Source organism: Mesorhizobium sp. M7A.F.Ca.US.014.04.1.1 (assembly GCF_003998745.1).
In the GTDB taxonomy this organism is placed as follows: Bacteria; Pseudomonadota; Alphaproteobacteria; order Rhizobiales; family Rhizobiaceae; genus Mesorhizobium; species Mesorhizobium ciceri.
Window position 1 is genome coordinate 1 of the sequence record NZ_RZRW01000110.1, and the last position, 12,756, is coordinate 12,756.

At 61.0% G+C, this 12,756-nt stretch carries 13 protein-coding genes and 1 pseudogene; 7 read left to right on the forward strand and 7 right to left on the reverse strand.

Going from position 1 to position 12,756, the window contains the following annotated elements:
• Nucleotides 1–257 precede the first annotated feature (257 nt).
• Nucleotides 258–686, forward strand: coding sequence for a SufE family protein (locus EOA22_RS10275; protein WP_013532659.1), 429 nt, complete (start codon nucleotides 258–260; stop codon nucleotides 684–686).
• Between the two features lie 92 nt (nucleotides 687–778).
• Here EOA22_RS10275 and EOA22_RS10280 read toward each other — a convergent pair whose 3' ends face one another.
• Together EOA22_RS10280 and EOA22_RS10285 are read right to left on the reverse strand one after the other, a co-directional pair.
• A complete protein-coding gene (locus tag EOA22_RS10280) occupies nucleotides 779–1,204 on the reverse strand; it encodes a MucR family transcriptional regulator (protein ID WP_013532660.1) in 426 nt (141 codons plus the stop codon).
• A gap of 444 nt (nucleotides 1,205–1,648) precedes the next feature.
• The gene (locus tag EOA22_RS10285) at nucleotides 1,649–2,020 is read right to left on the reverse strand and encodes an SH3 domain-containing protein (RefSeq protein ID WP_164745941.1); all 372 of its coding nucleotides are present in this window, start codon (nucleotides 2,018–2,020) and stop codon (nucleotides 1,649–1,651) included.
• Nucleotides 2,021–2,180: 160 nt separating this feature from the next.
• Between EOA22_RS10285 and EOA22_RS10290 the strand changes: the two genes are divergently transcribed.
• The 3 genes from EOA22_RS10290 to EOA22_RS10300 all read left to right on the forward strand — a co-directional run bounded on the left by EOA22_RS10290 (nucleotide 2,181) and on the right by EOA22_RS10300 (nucleotide 5,492).
• Nucleotides 2,181–4,304 carry a S9 family peptidase gene (locus EOA22_RS10290; RefSeq protein ID WP_013532662.1) on the forward strand — a complete coding sequence of 708 codons (2,124 nt, stop codon included), beginning with the start codon at nucleotides 2,181–2,183 and terminating at the stop codon, nucleotides 4,302–4,304.
• Nucleotides 4,301–4,927, forward strand: a complete 627-nt coding sequence (locus EOA22_RS10295) for a LysE family translocator (RefSeq protein WP_127389953.1) — start codon at nucleotides 4,301–4,303, stop codon at nucleotides 4,925–4,927. Before EOA22_RS10290 ends, EOA22_RS10295 begins: the two co-directional genes overlap by 4 nt.
• A gap of 157 nt (nucleotides 4,928–5,084) precedes the next feature.
• The gene (locus tag EOA22_RS10300; RefSeq protein ID WP_013532664.1) at nucleotides 5,085–5,492 is read left to right on the forward strand and encodes an SET domain-containing protein-lysine N-methyltransferase; all 408 of its coding nucleotides are present in this window, start codon (nucleotides 5,085–5,087) and stop codon (nucleotides 5,490–5,492) included.
• A 1-nt stretch (nucleotide 5,493) separates the two neighbouring features.
• Here the strand turns inward: EOA22_RS10300 and EOA22_RS10305 are convergent, their stop codons facing one another.
• The 4 genes from EOA22_RS10305 to EOA22_RS10320 all read right to left on the reverse strand — a co-directional run bounded on the left by EOA22_RS10305 (nucleotide 5,494) and on the right by EOA22_RS10320 (nucleotide 8,632).
• A complete protein-coding gene (locus EOA22_RS10305) occupies nucleotides 5,494–6,441 on the reverse strand; it encodes a cytochrome c (protein ID WP_013532665.1) in 948 nt (315 codons plus the stop codon).
• A gap of 9 nt (nucleotides 6,442–6,450) precedes the next feature.
• Nucleotides 6,451–6,891 (reverse strand): cytochrome c, encoded by a 441-nt coding sequence (locus tag EOA22_RS10310; protein WP_127389954.1) that lies wholly within the window; start codon nucleotides 6,889–6,891, stop codon nucleotides 6,451–6,453.
• A gap of 156 nt (nucleotides 6,892–7,047) precedes the next feature.
• On the reverse strand, nucleotides 7,048–7,647 hold the full coding sequence (locus EOA22_RS10315) for a superoxide dismutase (protein ID WP_013532667.1): 600 nt from the start codon (nucleotides 7,645–7,647) through the stop codon (nucleotides 7,048–7,050).
• Between the two features lie 106 nt (nucleotides 7,648–7,753).
• Nucleotides 7,754–8,632, reverse strand: a complete 879-nt coding sequence (locus EOA22_RS10320; RefSeq protein WP_024505546.1) for a branched-chain amino acid aminotransferase — start codon at nucleotides 8,630–8,632, stop codon at nucleotides 7,754–7,756.
• 157 nt (nucleotides 8,633–8,789) lie between these two features.
• Between EOA22_RS10320 and EOA22_RS10325 the strand changes: the two genes are divergently transcribed.
• Nucleotides 8,790–9,452, forward strand: a complete 663-nt coding sequence (locus EOA22_RS10325; protein WP_013532669.1) for a haloacid dehalogenase type II — start codon at nucleotides 8,790–8,792, stop codon at nucleotides 9,450–9,452.
• A 170-nt stretch (nucleotides 9,453–9,622) separates the two neighbouring features.
• Entirely contained in the window at nucleotides 9,623–10,447 is an 825-nt protein-coding gene (locus tag EOA22_RS10330) for a L,D-transpeptidase (protein ID WP_013532670.1), read from the forward strand.
• Nucleotides 10,448–10,479: 32 nt separating this feature from the next.
• Here EOA22_RS10330 and EOA22_RS10335 read toward each other — a convergent pair whose 3' ends face one another.
• Nucleotides 10,480–12,027 carry a helicase HerA-like C-terminal domain-containing protein gene (locus EOA22_RS10335; RefSeq protein WP_013532671.1) on the reverse strand — a complete coding sequence of 516 codons (1,548 nt, stop codon included), beginning with the start codon at nucleotides 12,025–12,027 and terminating at the stop codon, nucleotides 10,480–10,482.
• Nucleotides 12,028–12,356: 329 nt separating this feature from the next.
• Between EOA22_RS10335 and EOA22_RS10340 the strand changes: the two are divergent.
• Nucleotides 12,357–12,756 (forward strand): annotated as a pseudogene (locus EOA22_RS10340) (methylmalonyl-CoA mutase); the annotation flags it as partial.

A 12,756-nucleotide genomic window follows, 5' to 3' on the forward strand; every position in this document is an offset into this window, starting at 1 on the left:
GCACACCATTACCGCCCGCGCCAAAGAGACCGCCAAGATCGCGGCAGCGATGATGGACGACAAGTCCGCCGCCGGCCCCGACACGTCGACGATGACCGGCAGCGTGCCCGAAGGAATCGTCTTGCCCGAGACCGTCAACCTGCCGCCTCAGAATTAAGCCGTTTCGACGGCGCACCGCGGGCTGTCTGCCCTCTCGACGCCCGCGGTGTCCTTGTTTTTTCCGTGACGCGGAGCCGCCGCGTGACTATATCCCAGACATGACCACGACGATCCAGACGATCCGCGACGACTTCTCGTTCCTCGAGGAATGGGAAGACCGCTATCGTTATGTCATCGAACTCGGCGAGGCGCTGCCGCCGTTTCCGGACGAGCAGCGCAGCCCCGCCAACAAGGTGCCGGGATGCGTCAGCCAGGTCTGGCTGACCACTGAACGCGGAGCTGGAGCCGATCCTGTCATCACCTTCTCCGGCGATTCGGACGCTCATATCGTGCGTGGGCTGGTCGCGATCATGCTGGCGCTGTTTTCCGGCAGGACCGCCAGCGAAATCCAGAAGACCGATGCGGAAGCGACATTGAAAGAACTCGGCCTCGACGAACATCTGTCGCCGCAGCGCGCCAACGGCCTTCGCTCGATGGTCAAGCGCATCAAGCGCGACGCCGAGGCAGCGCTCAAGCAGACCGCCTGACGCTTCCCGACCCGATCCGCGCGTCGCGGCTCGCAAAAATCAAACGGCGCCCGAAGGCGCCGTTGATGTCGATCCGATCTGGCTGGCAGCAATTACCGCGCTTTGCGCTTGCGGCCGAGACCCATCTTCTTGGCGAGTTGGGACCGGGCAGCTGCATAGTTGGGTGCAACCATCGGATAGGTAGGGTCGAGGTTCCACTTTTCGCGATACTGGTCCGGCGTCAGGTCATAGTGGGTCATCAGGTGGCGCTTCAGCGACTTGAACTTCTTGCCGTCTTCAAGGCAGACGATGTAGTCGTCATGAACCGACCGCTTCGGGTTGACCGCCGGCTTCTGCTTGTCGGCAGGCGGCTGTTCGGCGGTTCCGCCCACACGCCCGAGTGCGGCATGGACATCGGATATCAGGTTCGGCAGTTCGCCGACCGGCACGGGATTGTTGCTGACATAGGCGGCCACCACATCGGCGGTCAATTCGATCAGCGCATCGCTGTTTCTGGAAGGTGTTTCGACAATATCCATGGTCTTCGGTCCCCAACAAGAGTTACATCGATCTGCGCCCTTTTTTACAAGCAGGGCATCGCACGAATTTTGTGCAGGTAGAGTTTCTACGATTCGTGTCGCGGGCACATCAATGAGCGTGCAGACCAAGTAAGTCAATTCACCCCTCGCGCTATATTGAACGATATTGATCAAATGTTCCGCGATCAGCTTCAATCTTTCGTGCATTGTGTAATTTATCGATATTTCGCGTTCCCGTCGGCGGCAGCTGACGCAACGTCAGATCGCCGTTACATTCGTGGCAACTCACGAAACGGGTTTTAATGTTTGATCTTGCTTGGCTATCGCTCGAGAAATATTGGTTGTTCGCATTTGCCCACAAAACCACAGGTTGCCGTGGTCATACACAAGCAATCAGGCGACATGCCAGTCATCCGACCGATCGGCTGATTGCTGCCGCGTCAATCAATGCGGGATGATGTATTTGCCATAGGCCCAGCCGGTGACGAAATTGCCGTTCTGGACCGGATCATGCCAGACTTCGCACCAGCGATAGCGAATCTTTTGTGCCTGCTTCCATGCCGGCTGGTTGGCGATGTCGAGCAGGTTTATTCCGCCGGTGCATCGCCCGGTCATCTGCAGAACGGTACCGTTCGGATATCCCGCCTGCTTTTGGGATGTGCCCGAAGGGTATTTGCGTACATTGAGCGTGTCGCCGAACGGGACATTGGCCACTTGCCAAGCCGCGAATACGGTCGCATGAGACTGGCCGGCAAAGCCCAGAGTTAGCGAAGCAACGGCGAAAGCCGCAGCAGTCCGAGACCAAATAGTCATCATCTCTCCTCCCGGCTCATCTCCTGGAGCCGACACAACCCATACGCTCCGGCTCTTGAACCTGCCCTGATCGGCGTGTTCATTTGCCATTCAAGATACTTCTCCATTCGAGATGGCCCTTCAAGATACTGGCCCATTGAAGATACTGGCAAAGCGAGATGCAATGACCAAGACATCCATATTTCCGATCGTCAGCCCGCCAACGCCCGAGAAGCGGCCGGTTTCCGACACGCATCACGGCATCACGCGAACCGACGACTATGCCTGGCTACGGGCCGACAACTGGCAGGAGATGTTCCGCGACCCGTCATTGCTCGATGCGGGGATCCGCGCAGAACTCGAGGCGGAGAATGCCTACCAGTCGAAGCTGATGGCCGACACGGTCGAACTGCAAAAGCAGCTTTTCAAGGAGATGAAGGGCCGTATCAAGGAAGACGATTCTTCCGTGCCGATGAAGGATGGGCCCTATGCCTACGGCTCGTCCTTTAAACTTGGTGGCGAGCAGCCGCGCTATTTCCGCATGTCGCGCGACGGCGGCGCCGAGCATATCCTGCTCGACGGCGATGCGGAGGCCGCGGGCAAGGCCTATTTCCGTCTTGGCGGTGTCGACCATTCGGCCGACCACGCCAAGCTGCTATGGGCATTCGACGACAAGGGCTCCGAATTCTACACGCTTCGCGTGCGTGACCTTGCCGATGGCAAGGAGCTTGCCGACCAGATCCCCGACACCGGCGGTTCAGGCGTCTGGAACGCAGGCAATGACGGCTTCTTCTACACCCGTCTCGATCCCAACCATCGCCCGTCCAAGGTACTCTTCCATGCGCTGGGCGACAGCCCGGACAGCGACCGGCTGATCTATGAGGAAACCGATCCCGGCTTCTTCATGAATGTCGACGGCACCCGCAACAACGAATGGATCATGATCGGCATCAACGATCACGAGACTTCGGAATACCGCCTGATGCGCGCCGACGATCCGTTTGCCGAACCGAAACTGGTGTCGCCGCGCGAGGTTGGCCTTCAATACGAGCTGGAAGAAGGCGGCGATATCTTCTTCATCCTGACCAATGCCGACGGCGCCAAGGACTTCAAGATCATGACGGCGCCGGCGAGCGATCCCGTGCGCGCCAACTGGCAGGAACTGGTGCCGCACGAGCCCGGCCGGCTGATCCTGTCGGTGATCGGCTTCAGGGACCACATGGTCCGGCTCGAACGCAAGGAAGGCCTGCCGCGCATTGTGGTGCGCGACCGTATCAGCGGCGAGGAGCATCTTCTGTCCCTCGACGAGGAGGCCTTCTCGCTCGGCCTGTCGGGTTCCTATGAGTACGACACCGAGATCATGCGCTTTTCCTACTCGTCGATGACGACGCCCGCGCAGGTGTTCGACTATAACATGCGCACCCGCGAGCGGGTGCTGCTGAAGACCCAGGAAGTGCCGTCCGGCCATGATGCGGACCATTATGTCACGCGGCGGCTGATGGCGCCGGCCAGCGATGGCGAACTGGTGCCGATCTCGCTTTTGCATCATCGCGACACGCCGCTGGACGGATCCGCACCTTGCCTGCTTTACGGCTACGGCTCCTATGGCATCACCGTGCCGGCCGCCTTCAACACCAACTGGTTCTCGCTGGTCGACCGCGGCTTTGTCTTCGCCATTGCTCACGTTCGCGGCGGCAAGGACAAGGGCTATGGCTGGTACGATGACGGCAAGCGGGAGAACAAGATGAACACGTTCACCGATTTCATCGCCGTCGCGCGCCATCTGGTCACCGAGCGTTACACGGCGCATGACCGTATCGTCGCGCAAGGCGGTTCGGCCGGCGGCATGCTGATGGGTGCCGTCGCCAACATGGCGCCGGATTGTTTTGGCGGCATCGTCGCCGAGGTTCCCTTCGTCGATGTGCTCACCACCATGCTCGATGCGACCCTGCCACTGACGCCGCCGGAATGGCCCGAATGGGGCAACCCGATCGCGTCCGCCGACGACTATCGGACGATCGCTGCCTATTCGCCCTACGACAATGTCTCTGATCACGACTATCCGCCGATCCTGGCGCTGGCCGGTCTCACCGATCCGCGCGTCACCTATTGGGAACCGGCCAAATGGGTGGCCCGGCTGCGCGACCGCAAGAGCGGCGACAATCCGGTTCTGTTCAAGATCAATATGGATTCCGGCCATGCAGGCGCTTCCGGCCGGTTTTCGCGGCTGGAAGAGATCGCCTACACCTACTCCTTCGCGCTGAAAGTGATGGGCAAGGCGCAGCTTACGGGAGCAACCAACAAATGATCGACCTGACCACCCTGATCGCCTACATCGCGGTCGTGCTCGGCTTCGTCTTCATTCCAGGCCCCGCCACCCTGCTGACGATCGCCCGGGCAACGAGTTCCGGAACCAGGGTCGGCATCGCGACGGGCGCCGGGATCGCTGCCGGCGACGTCTTTCATACCGTCATGGCCATGATCGGCATCTCGGCGATCAGCGCCGCGTCGGCGACGCTGTTCAGCGTCATCAAGTACATCGGCGCGGCCTACCTGGTTTATCTCGGCATTCGCGCGATCATCGAGAAAACACCGGCCAACCCGGCGGCCGGTGCGCTCGCGATCTCCGCCGGCAAGGCGTTTCGACAGGCTGTCCTGACCGAAGTGCTCAACCCCAAGACCGCTCTGTTCTTCCTCGCTTTTCTGCCTCAGTTCGTGCGGCCTGAAAACGGATCGGTGATGCTTCAGATGGCCGCGTTGGGGGTCATCTTCGTCATACTGGGCCTTTTCAGCACGGTCGTCTTTGCCGTGAGCGCTGGCCGGCTCGGCACGTTCCTGCGCCGAAATCCGTCGGTGTTACGATTGCAGGGCAAAGTTGTCGGCGGCATCTACTGCGCTTTGGGCGTCCGTCTGGCGCTGCAGCAACGCTGACTCTGGACGATAATCGACGCACCCTTTCCAGAGGGCTGGGTGTCAGGACTTTTTGAAGCTCCCGTCGCTCATTTTCACTCGCAATTGCGACGACCGCGCGCTACCCAGTGCGCGGCTTTTCCCGGCCTGACAGCCTCCAATCGCGTAAAGGTTCATTATGCTGCTCGTCGACGTCTATCTCGACAAATCACCCATCCAGGGAATCGGCGTCTTTGCCAAGAACCACATTCCTCGCGGTACTCTGATCTGGAAGTTAGACCCAAGGTTCGATCGGCTCATCGAGGTCGAGACTTATGAGCGGGCGGCCGGCCCGGTGAAGAGCTATCTCGACCGCTACTCCTATCCTGACCGCCGCGATCCGAACTACATCGTCTTCGAAGCCGACGACGCGCGCTACATGAACCATGCCGACGAGCCTAATTGCGACGTCTCCTCACCCGAGGAGAGTTTTGCGCTGCGCGACATCGCGCCTGGCGAAGAGTTGACCTGCAACTACAACCATTTTTTCGAAACGGGCTTCGATTTTCTCGGTGACCGCCACCTGTCATCCGCAGACTCGATCTAGACTAGTTCGCCCTCTTGCGGGCCGGATAGCCGTTTGGATGCGCGGGTATCGCCTTGAGATAGGCGGCGATGGCAGCACGGTCCTGCGGCGCCAGCTCGGCCATGTTTCGCTGCACGTCGACCATGGCGCCGCCGACGGAATCAAAATCGGGCGTGAAGCCGGTTTCGAGGTAGTTGGCGATGTCGGCTTCCGACCAATCGCCTATACCGCCCTCGCCCGATGTGATGTTCGGCACGACGCCGCTGCCTTCGGCAGCCACCGCACCGGCCAGCCACACGTTCTTTTTCGTACCACCTGCGAGGTCGCGCGGCGTGTGGCATTCGCCGCAATGACCCGGCCCCTCGACCAGATAGCGGCCGGCCATGACCGGATCGGGCGTGGCAGCGGGAAATGGAACGACAGGCTGGTCGCTAAGATAGAGCAATTTCCACAGGCCGATGCCGCGACGAATGTTGAAGGGAAAACCGAGCGAATTTGCAGGCGCCTTGCCGGCGACGGCCGGCAGCGTCTTGAGGAAGGCATAGAGATCGCCAATGTCGACCGGATTCATGCGCGCGTAGGACGCATAGGGAAACGCCGGATAGAAGTGTCGGCCCGAAGGCGACACGCCCTTCAGCATGGCATTGGCGAGGTCCTCGACCGACCATGCGCCGATGCCGTCCTTGGCGTCTTGCGAAATGTTGGGCGGCACGAAGGTTCCGAACGGCGTCTTGAGCTCGAGACCGCCCGCGAGTTGAAGCCGCGCATCGCCCTGTGAGCCCGGCTTTGCATGGCAGGATGTACAACCGCCGGCAAAAAAAATGCGCTTGCCCCTGGCTGCGTCGCCAGGACCGAGCTTGGCCAGGGTCTCCCTGTCGAGCCTCACCGGCGCCGACCCGACCCACCCGGCAACCGCGCCGACGCCGCCGAGGATGACGATGGCGCCGACGAGTTTCTTTAGCCAGGGCATCGCCCGCTATCAGCCTTTTTTCACCCGGTAGGTCTGGTGGCAGGTGCCGCAATCGGAGCCGATGGCGCCGAATTGCGCCTTCAACGCATCGACGTCGGCAGGAGCGGCAGCGGCCGCTGCCTTGACGTCGGCGACATATTTGGCGTTGGTGGCCTTGAAGCCGGCCATGTCTTCCCCGATCTTCGGCGACGCAGTGGTATCGCCGCCTGTGTCGCTGCCCGCCGGAAACAGCGCGTCGACGTCGACTTTCTCGACATTCGCATGCAGCGCCTGCAGCGCCGTCAGCACCGCGGCGGCATCAAACGGCTCCTCGCCCTTGACCACTTTCGACAGGCCGCCGACGATCTTTCCACGTTCCTTCATCAGTGCCTGCCGGTCGAGGATCGGGTCGGCAAAGGCCGCCGAAGCCGCGAGTGCGAGCATAGAGATGGCGATAACAAGCTTTCTCATTCAATTGGCTCCATGATGAAGGCATTTCGGGACAGGACGTCAACGGATGTTACAGAGGGAAAATTCCCTTCCCCCTGATGATTTTTGCCGGACCTTTGCTCTTGCGGGACGCAGAAAAGAAAAGCCCCGGGTGATACCGGGGCTTCTGGAAATCGATCACTTCGCCTTTTCGTACAATTCCAGGACATGGTCCCAGTTGATCAGGCTGTCGACGAACGCCTCGAGATATTTCGGCCGGGCGTTGCGGTAGTCGATGTAGTAGGAGTGCTCCCAGACATCGACGCCGAGGATCGGCGACGCGCCATGGACGAGCGGGTTTTCGCCGTTCGGTGTCTTGGAGATCGCCAGCTTGCCATCCTTGACCGAGACCCAGGCCCAGCCGGAGCCGAACTGTGTCGTGCCAGCGGCAATGAAGTCGGCCTTGAACTTGTCGTAGCCGCCGAGATCGCTATCGACTGCCTTCTGCAAGGCGCCCGGCAGCTTGTTGCCGCCGCCGCCTTTCTTCATCCACTTCCAGAAATGGATGTGGTTGTAATGCTGGGCGGCATTGTTGAAGAGGCCGGCATTCTTGCCGAACGACTGCTTGACCACCTCTTCGACCGACAGATCGCCCAAGCCGGCCTCGGCGGCGAGTTTGTTGCCGTTATCGACATACGCCTTGTGGTGCTTGTCGTGGTGATATTCCAGCGTCTCTTTCGACATGTAAGGCTGCAAGGCCTCATAGTCGTAAGGCAGAGCGGGCAATTCAAAGGCCATGGATAGTACTCCCTCGTGGAAAAATCCGGTGTCGATACCGGAGTAAGATAGGTCTGGAATGGGTTGGGACAACTCCGGATGAAGCGTCGATCGCCTTTTTATCCGCTCAAACAGCAGAAGTCGAATGCGCCCAATCCCAATAGAGTTCGCGCGCTTTTTTGGCCACCGGCCCGGGTTGCAGATTGCGATCCTCGATGCGCGTGATCGGCACCACCTTGGAATGGTTCCCGGTCGAAAAAATTTCGTCTGCTTCGAGGAAATCGCGCACCGACAGCGTCTTTTCCGTGGTCCTGAAGCCATATTCGCCGAGCAGCGCTATCGTGCGCGAGCGGGTGATGCCGGATAGGAAGGTGCCGTTCGGCGCAGGCGTAAAGACGTGGCCATCCTTGACCAGGAAGATGTTCGAGGTTCCGGTCTCGGCGACGTTGCCCAGCATATCGAGCACCATTGCGTTGTCGAAGCCGCGCATCTTGGCTTCGAGAATGGCCCTACCGTTGTTGGGGTAAAGGCAGCCGGCCTTGGCGTTGGTCGGCATGGTTTCAATGGTCGGACGCCGGAACGGCGACACGGTCACCGAAAAGCCAGTCGCCGGAATCATCGGTGATTCATAGAGGCAAAGGCAAAAGCGCGTCGAGGCGGGATCGGCCGGCACGCCCATATAGCCGCCATGCTCGGCCCAGTACATCGGCCTGATATAGACCGCCGTCTTGCCGTCGAACTTCTTCAACCCATCCCATGTCAGCCCGACGATCTTGTCGGCGCTCATGTTCGGCTTCAGGCCGAGCGCAATCGCCGAGGAATTCACCCTGGCTGCGTGGAAGTCGAGATCCGGCGCCACGCCTTCGAACCAGCGGCCGCCGTCAAAAACGCTGGTGCCGAGCCACATGGCGTGGCTGCGCGGCCCCAGAATGGCGACGTTGCCTTCGTGCCAATCACCATCGACGAAAGTCCATGTCGTGGATTGCGCCGCAGCCGCCAGTGTCATCATCTCGTCCCGTCTCAATCGGTCTCGTGTGACAGCCATTGGAAGATGCTTTGGCGGGCGCCGTCAACCGGCATCATGGAGTTTTGTTGAGGCCAGTGCCGGGGCGCAATGCAATCAAAGCTTGCACCTTGTCGCGCCTGCCCTCAAAACTGCTGTCATGCAATACGCCGCCTATGTCTTCGACGCCTATGGCACGCTGTTCGACGTGCATGCCGCCGTACGCCGTCATGCCGACCGGATCGGGCCGGACGGCCAATTGCTGTCCGAGATCTGGCGCGCCAAACAGCTCGAATATTCCTGGGTGCGCACGCTGATGGGCGCCTATGCCGATTTCTGGCAACTGACCGAACAGGCGCTCGATTTCGCCTTGCGCAAGGTTCCCTCGGCCGACCCCGGTCTCAAGGCGATATTGCTGGATGCCTATTGGCGGCTCGATTGCTATCCGGAAGTGCCGGCCGTGCTCAAGGCGCTCAAGGCTTCGGGAGCGAGGCTGGCGATCCTGTCCAACGGCTCGCCCGAAATGCTGCAGGCGGCGGTCAAATCCGCCGCGCTCGACCAGGTTCTGGACGATATCTATTCCGTCGATACGGTGCGGCGCTTCAAGACCGATCCCGCGGTCTACGACATGGTCGCCACCGGCCGGCGCCTCTACCCCGGCGCGGTTTCCTTCCAGTCGTCCAATCGCTGGGACATTGCAGGCGCCACCAAATTCGGCTTTCGCACGGTGTGGATCAACCGCTCCAACCAGCCCGAAGAATACCGGGACTTCCCACCGGCCCTGATCCTGCCGTCGCTCGAAGCCCTTGTGCCCGGCAGCTAAGAGACCTGTGTCTCTGGCGCCACAGTAGCAGCCTGGTCACAGCTTCGCCTTTCTTTGCCCACGTTCGGGCCAGAATCGGAACCGCCTATCGCCCCAGGTGTTGTCAGGCACCCGCGTAACTGTCGGCGAATTCACGCTTTGTTGCGATTTGAGACTTAAAGAAGGCAACCATGTCCATAACCGAAATCGAATCTTTTCGCCTGAGCCGTCGCGGCTTTCTCAATGCCGCAGCCCTGGGCGCCGCTTCGATCGCGGTTTCCGCATGCGCCACCACCGGGCCGGGTCCGGTCGAGCCGCCGCCACCAACCTATGTCGAGCCGCCTCTGGCGGACTATGTGACGATGTATGCAGCAGTCAGCGACGGCGGCTTCGATTTGCCGGCCATCCCAGTCGACAAGATCGATCCGCAATTCCTGCGTCAGATCGTTCCCGACCCGACGGGACAGAAGCCGGGAACCATAGTCGTCGATACGACCGGCCACTTCCTTTATCTGGTTCGTCCAGGCGGTCAGGCGATACGCTACGGTGTCGGCCTTGGCCGCGCCGGCTTCGAATGGTCCGGCGACGCCGTCGTTCAGTGGAAGCAGAAATGGCCAAAATGGACGCCGCCGGACGAAATGATAGCCCGCCAGCCGGAACTGAAACCCTACAGCGCCGACAATGGCGGCATGCCCGGCGGCCTGAAGAATCCGCTCGGTGCACGCGCGCTCTATCTGTTCCAGGGCAATGTCGACACGCTCTACCGTCTGCACGGCTCGCCGGAGTGGCGCTCGATCGGCAAGTCGGTGTCGTCAGGCTGCGTGCGTCTGATGAACCAGGACATTATCGACCTCTATGATCGCGTGCCCTCGAAGACGCCGGTCATCGTGACCAGCGACGCCAGCCAACCCATGGTGGCGACGGCCAACCGACAGGCGATCCCGATCGATGCCGGCGTGCCGGACGGTTCGGTGCTGCTTGGACCGGTCAAGGCGATCACGAATTCGATTTTCTGAGCTGACTAGGCAGCGGCGCCCGCTGCCTCCAGTCACCGCCCGCGCGACAAGCTCCCCAGAATGCCGCGCACGATTGCCCGACCGACCGAGGAGCCGACCGAGCGCACCACCGACTTGATCGCCGCCTCTGCGACCGTCTGGCGGTTGGACGGGCGCGGTGCAGATGTGCGCCTGCCACCGGATTGCGGCGCGGGATCGTCATTGCCGAAGCCCGGAATGGTCCAGCGCGAGCCGCCGCTGCCGGCCTGCTGGGCCTGCTCTTCGGCATCCTGCGCGTCCTTGGCCTTTTTCTGCAGCATTTCGAAAGCCGATTCGCGATCGACGGCCTGATCGTACTGGCCGGCGACCGGGCTTTCCTGGATCAGCTTTTGCCGCTCAGCGGCCGTTATGGGCCCAAGCCGCGAGGATGGCGGGCGGATCAGTGTCCGCTGCACCATGGACGGAACACCCTTGGCTTCCAACGTCGAGACCAGCGCCTCGCCAGTGGCAAGCTGTGTAATGGCGGTCATGCAGTCGAAATCGGGATTTGGCCGGAACGTTTCGGCCGCCGTCCGGACTGCCTGCTGCTCGCGCGGTGTATAGGCGCGCAGCGCGTGCTGGACGCGATTGCCGAGCTGGGCCAGGACTTTTTCAGGGATATCCAAAGGGTTCTGGGTGACGAAATAGACGCCGACGCCTTTCGAGCGGATCAGTCGGACGACCTGTTCGACGCGATCGATGAGCACCTTGGGTGCTTCGTCGAACAGAAGATGGGCCTCGTCGAAGAAGAACACCAGCTTCGGCTTGTCGGGGTCGCCGACTTCCGGCAGCACCTCGAACAGCTCCGACATCAGCCATAGCAGGAAGGTCGCGTAGAGCCGCGGATTCATCATCAGCTTGTCGGCGGCAAGCACGCTGATGGCGCCGCGTCCGTCGCGGGTGGTGCGCATGATATCGGCGATACGCAGTGCCGGTTCGCCGAAGAAGTTTGCGGCCCCCTGCTGTTCGAGGACCAGCAGCGTGCGCTGGATAGCCCCGACCGATGGCTTCGTCACGTTGCCATAGCGCGAGCCGATCTCGTCGGCGCGCTCGGCGATGTTGGCGAGCAGCGCCTGCAGATCCTTCATGTCGAGCAGCAGCAAGCCTTCCTCGTCCGCCAGGCGGAAGGCGATGTTCATGATGCCTTCCTGCGCCTCGGTCAGGTTCATCAGGCGCGACAGCAACAACGGCCCCATTTCCGAGACCGTGGCGCGGATCGGATGACCCTGCTCGCCGAACAAGTCCCAGAAGATAACGGGAAATTCCTGGAAGTCATACGGATCGAGCTTGACCTGTTCGGCCCGCTTGACGAGGAAATCCTGTGCCGTGCCCATCATCGCGATGCCCGACAGATCACCCTTGATGTCCGCGCAGAACACCGGCACGCCGGCGTTGGAAAATCCTTCGGCCAGGATCTGCAAGGTGACGGTCTTGCCGGTGCCGGTGGCGCCGGTCACCAGGCCGTGACGATTCCCATATCGCAGCAACAACTGCTCGGCACGCTGATAGCTGTCGTCGGGCTTTCGGCTGGCGCCGATGAAAATACTGGTCTCGTCAGCCATATGTCCGGTCTCCGCAAACTGATGTGTCTAAAGCCAGTGGCCTTGCCGCAGGTATAGTGAGGCCATTGCACAGCGACAATGCCATTCGTCCAAATCGGGGCCATTCGTCCAAATCCGGGCCATTCGCCCAAATCGGCCCCATTCGTTCAGATCGGGTTTTTGGAGCTTGCGGATTTTGCCGCTGTTTGGCAATCGTCGTCCACGCGGACTGACCTATATCTGATGGATCGAATCCGGTCTCTGAAAGCGCATTGCATTGCGATATCGGACCGGGGACCGTAGACTGAACCGCTCCCGGCTGGTGCGGCCGCATGAAACGAGGAGGACGGATGGGCGCCGGAGCCTTGATCCAGGACGTGGAACCCGAGAACGCCGAGCGTCAGCGATGGCTCGCCTTGGCGGAAAAGGCATTGGCAGGCGCTTCCTTCGAGGAAAAGCTGGTCTCGCACAGCGATGACAACATCCGTATCGAACCGCTCTACGACCGCAGCACCGCGGCGGAACCGATCGTGCGTACAAACCCGAAATCGCCATGGATCGTCAGCCAGCGCATCGACGATCCGGACATCGACCGTGCCAGAAGCCAAGCGCTGGAGGATGTTGCACAGGGTGCCACGGGATTGTCGCTGGTCTTCGAAGGGGCGCCCAACGCGTTCGGCTACGGCTTGCCGAGAACGGCGGAGGCGCTGGAGGCGGTGCTGGACGGCATACCGCTCAACCGCATCCAGG

Excerpts from the sequence above, each read along its gene's own strand:
- EOA22_RS10275 (WP_013532659.1), top strand. The coding sequence starts at position 258 with ATGACCACGACGATCCAGACGATCCGCGACGACTTCTCGTTCCTCGAG.
- EOA22_RS10280 (WP_013532660.1), bottom strand. The coding sequence starts at position 1,204 with ATGGATATTGTCGAAACACCTTCCAGAAACAGCGATGCGCTGATCGAA.
- EOA22_RS10285 (WP_164745941.1), bottom strand. The coding sequence starts at position 2,020 with ATGATGACTATTTGGTCTCGGACTGCTGCGGCTTTCGCCGTTGCTTCG.
- EOA22_RS10290 (WP_013532662.1), top strand. The coding sequence starts at position 2,181 with ATGACCAAGACATCCATATTTCCGATCGTCAGCCCGCCAACGCCCGAG.
- EOA22_RS10295 (WP_127389953.1), top strand. The coding sequence starts at position 4,301 with ATGATCGACCTGACCACCCTGATCGCCTACATCGCGGTCGTGCTCGGC.
- EOA22_RS10300 (WP_013532664.1), top strand. The coding sequence starts at position 5,085 with ATGCTGCTCGTCGACGTCTATCTCGACAAATCACCCATCCAGGGAATC.
- EOA22_RS10305 (WP_013532665.1), bottom strand. The coding sequence starts at position 6,441 with ATGCCCTGGCTAAAGAAACTCGTCGGCGCCATCGTCATCCTCGGCGGC.
- EOA22_RS10310 (WP_127389954.1), bottom strand. The coding sequence starts at position 6,891 with ATGAGAAAGCTTGTTATCGCCATCTCTATGCTCGCACTCGCGGCTTCG.
- EOA22_RS10315 (WP_013532667.1), bottom strand. The coding sequence starts at position 7,647 with ATGGCCTTTGAATTGCCCGCTCTGCCTTACGACTATGAGGCCTTGCAG.
- EOA22_RS10320 (WP_024505546.1), bottom strand. The coding sequence starts at position 8,632 with ATGACACTGGCGGCTGCGGCGCAATCCACGACATGGACTTTCGTCGAT.
- EOA22_RS10325 (WP_013532669.1), top strand. The coding sequence starts at position 8,790 with ATGCAATACGCCGCCTATGTCTTCGACGCCTATGGCACGCTGTTCGAC.
- EOA22_RS10330 (WP_013532670.1), top strand. The coding sequence starts at position 9,623 with ATGTCCATAACCGAAATCGAATCTTTTCGCCTGAGCCGTCGCGGCTTT.
- EOA22_RS10335 (WP_013532671.1), bottom strand. The coding sequence starts at position 12,027 with ATGGCTGACGAGACCAGTATTTTCATCGGCGCCAGCCGAAAGCCCGAC.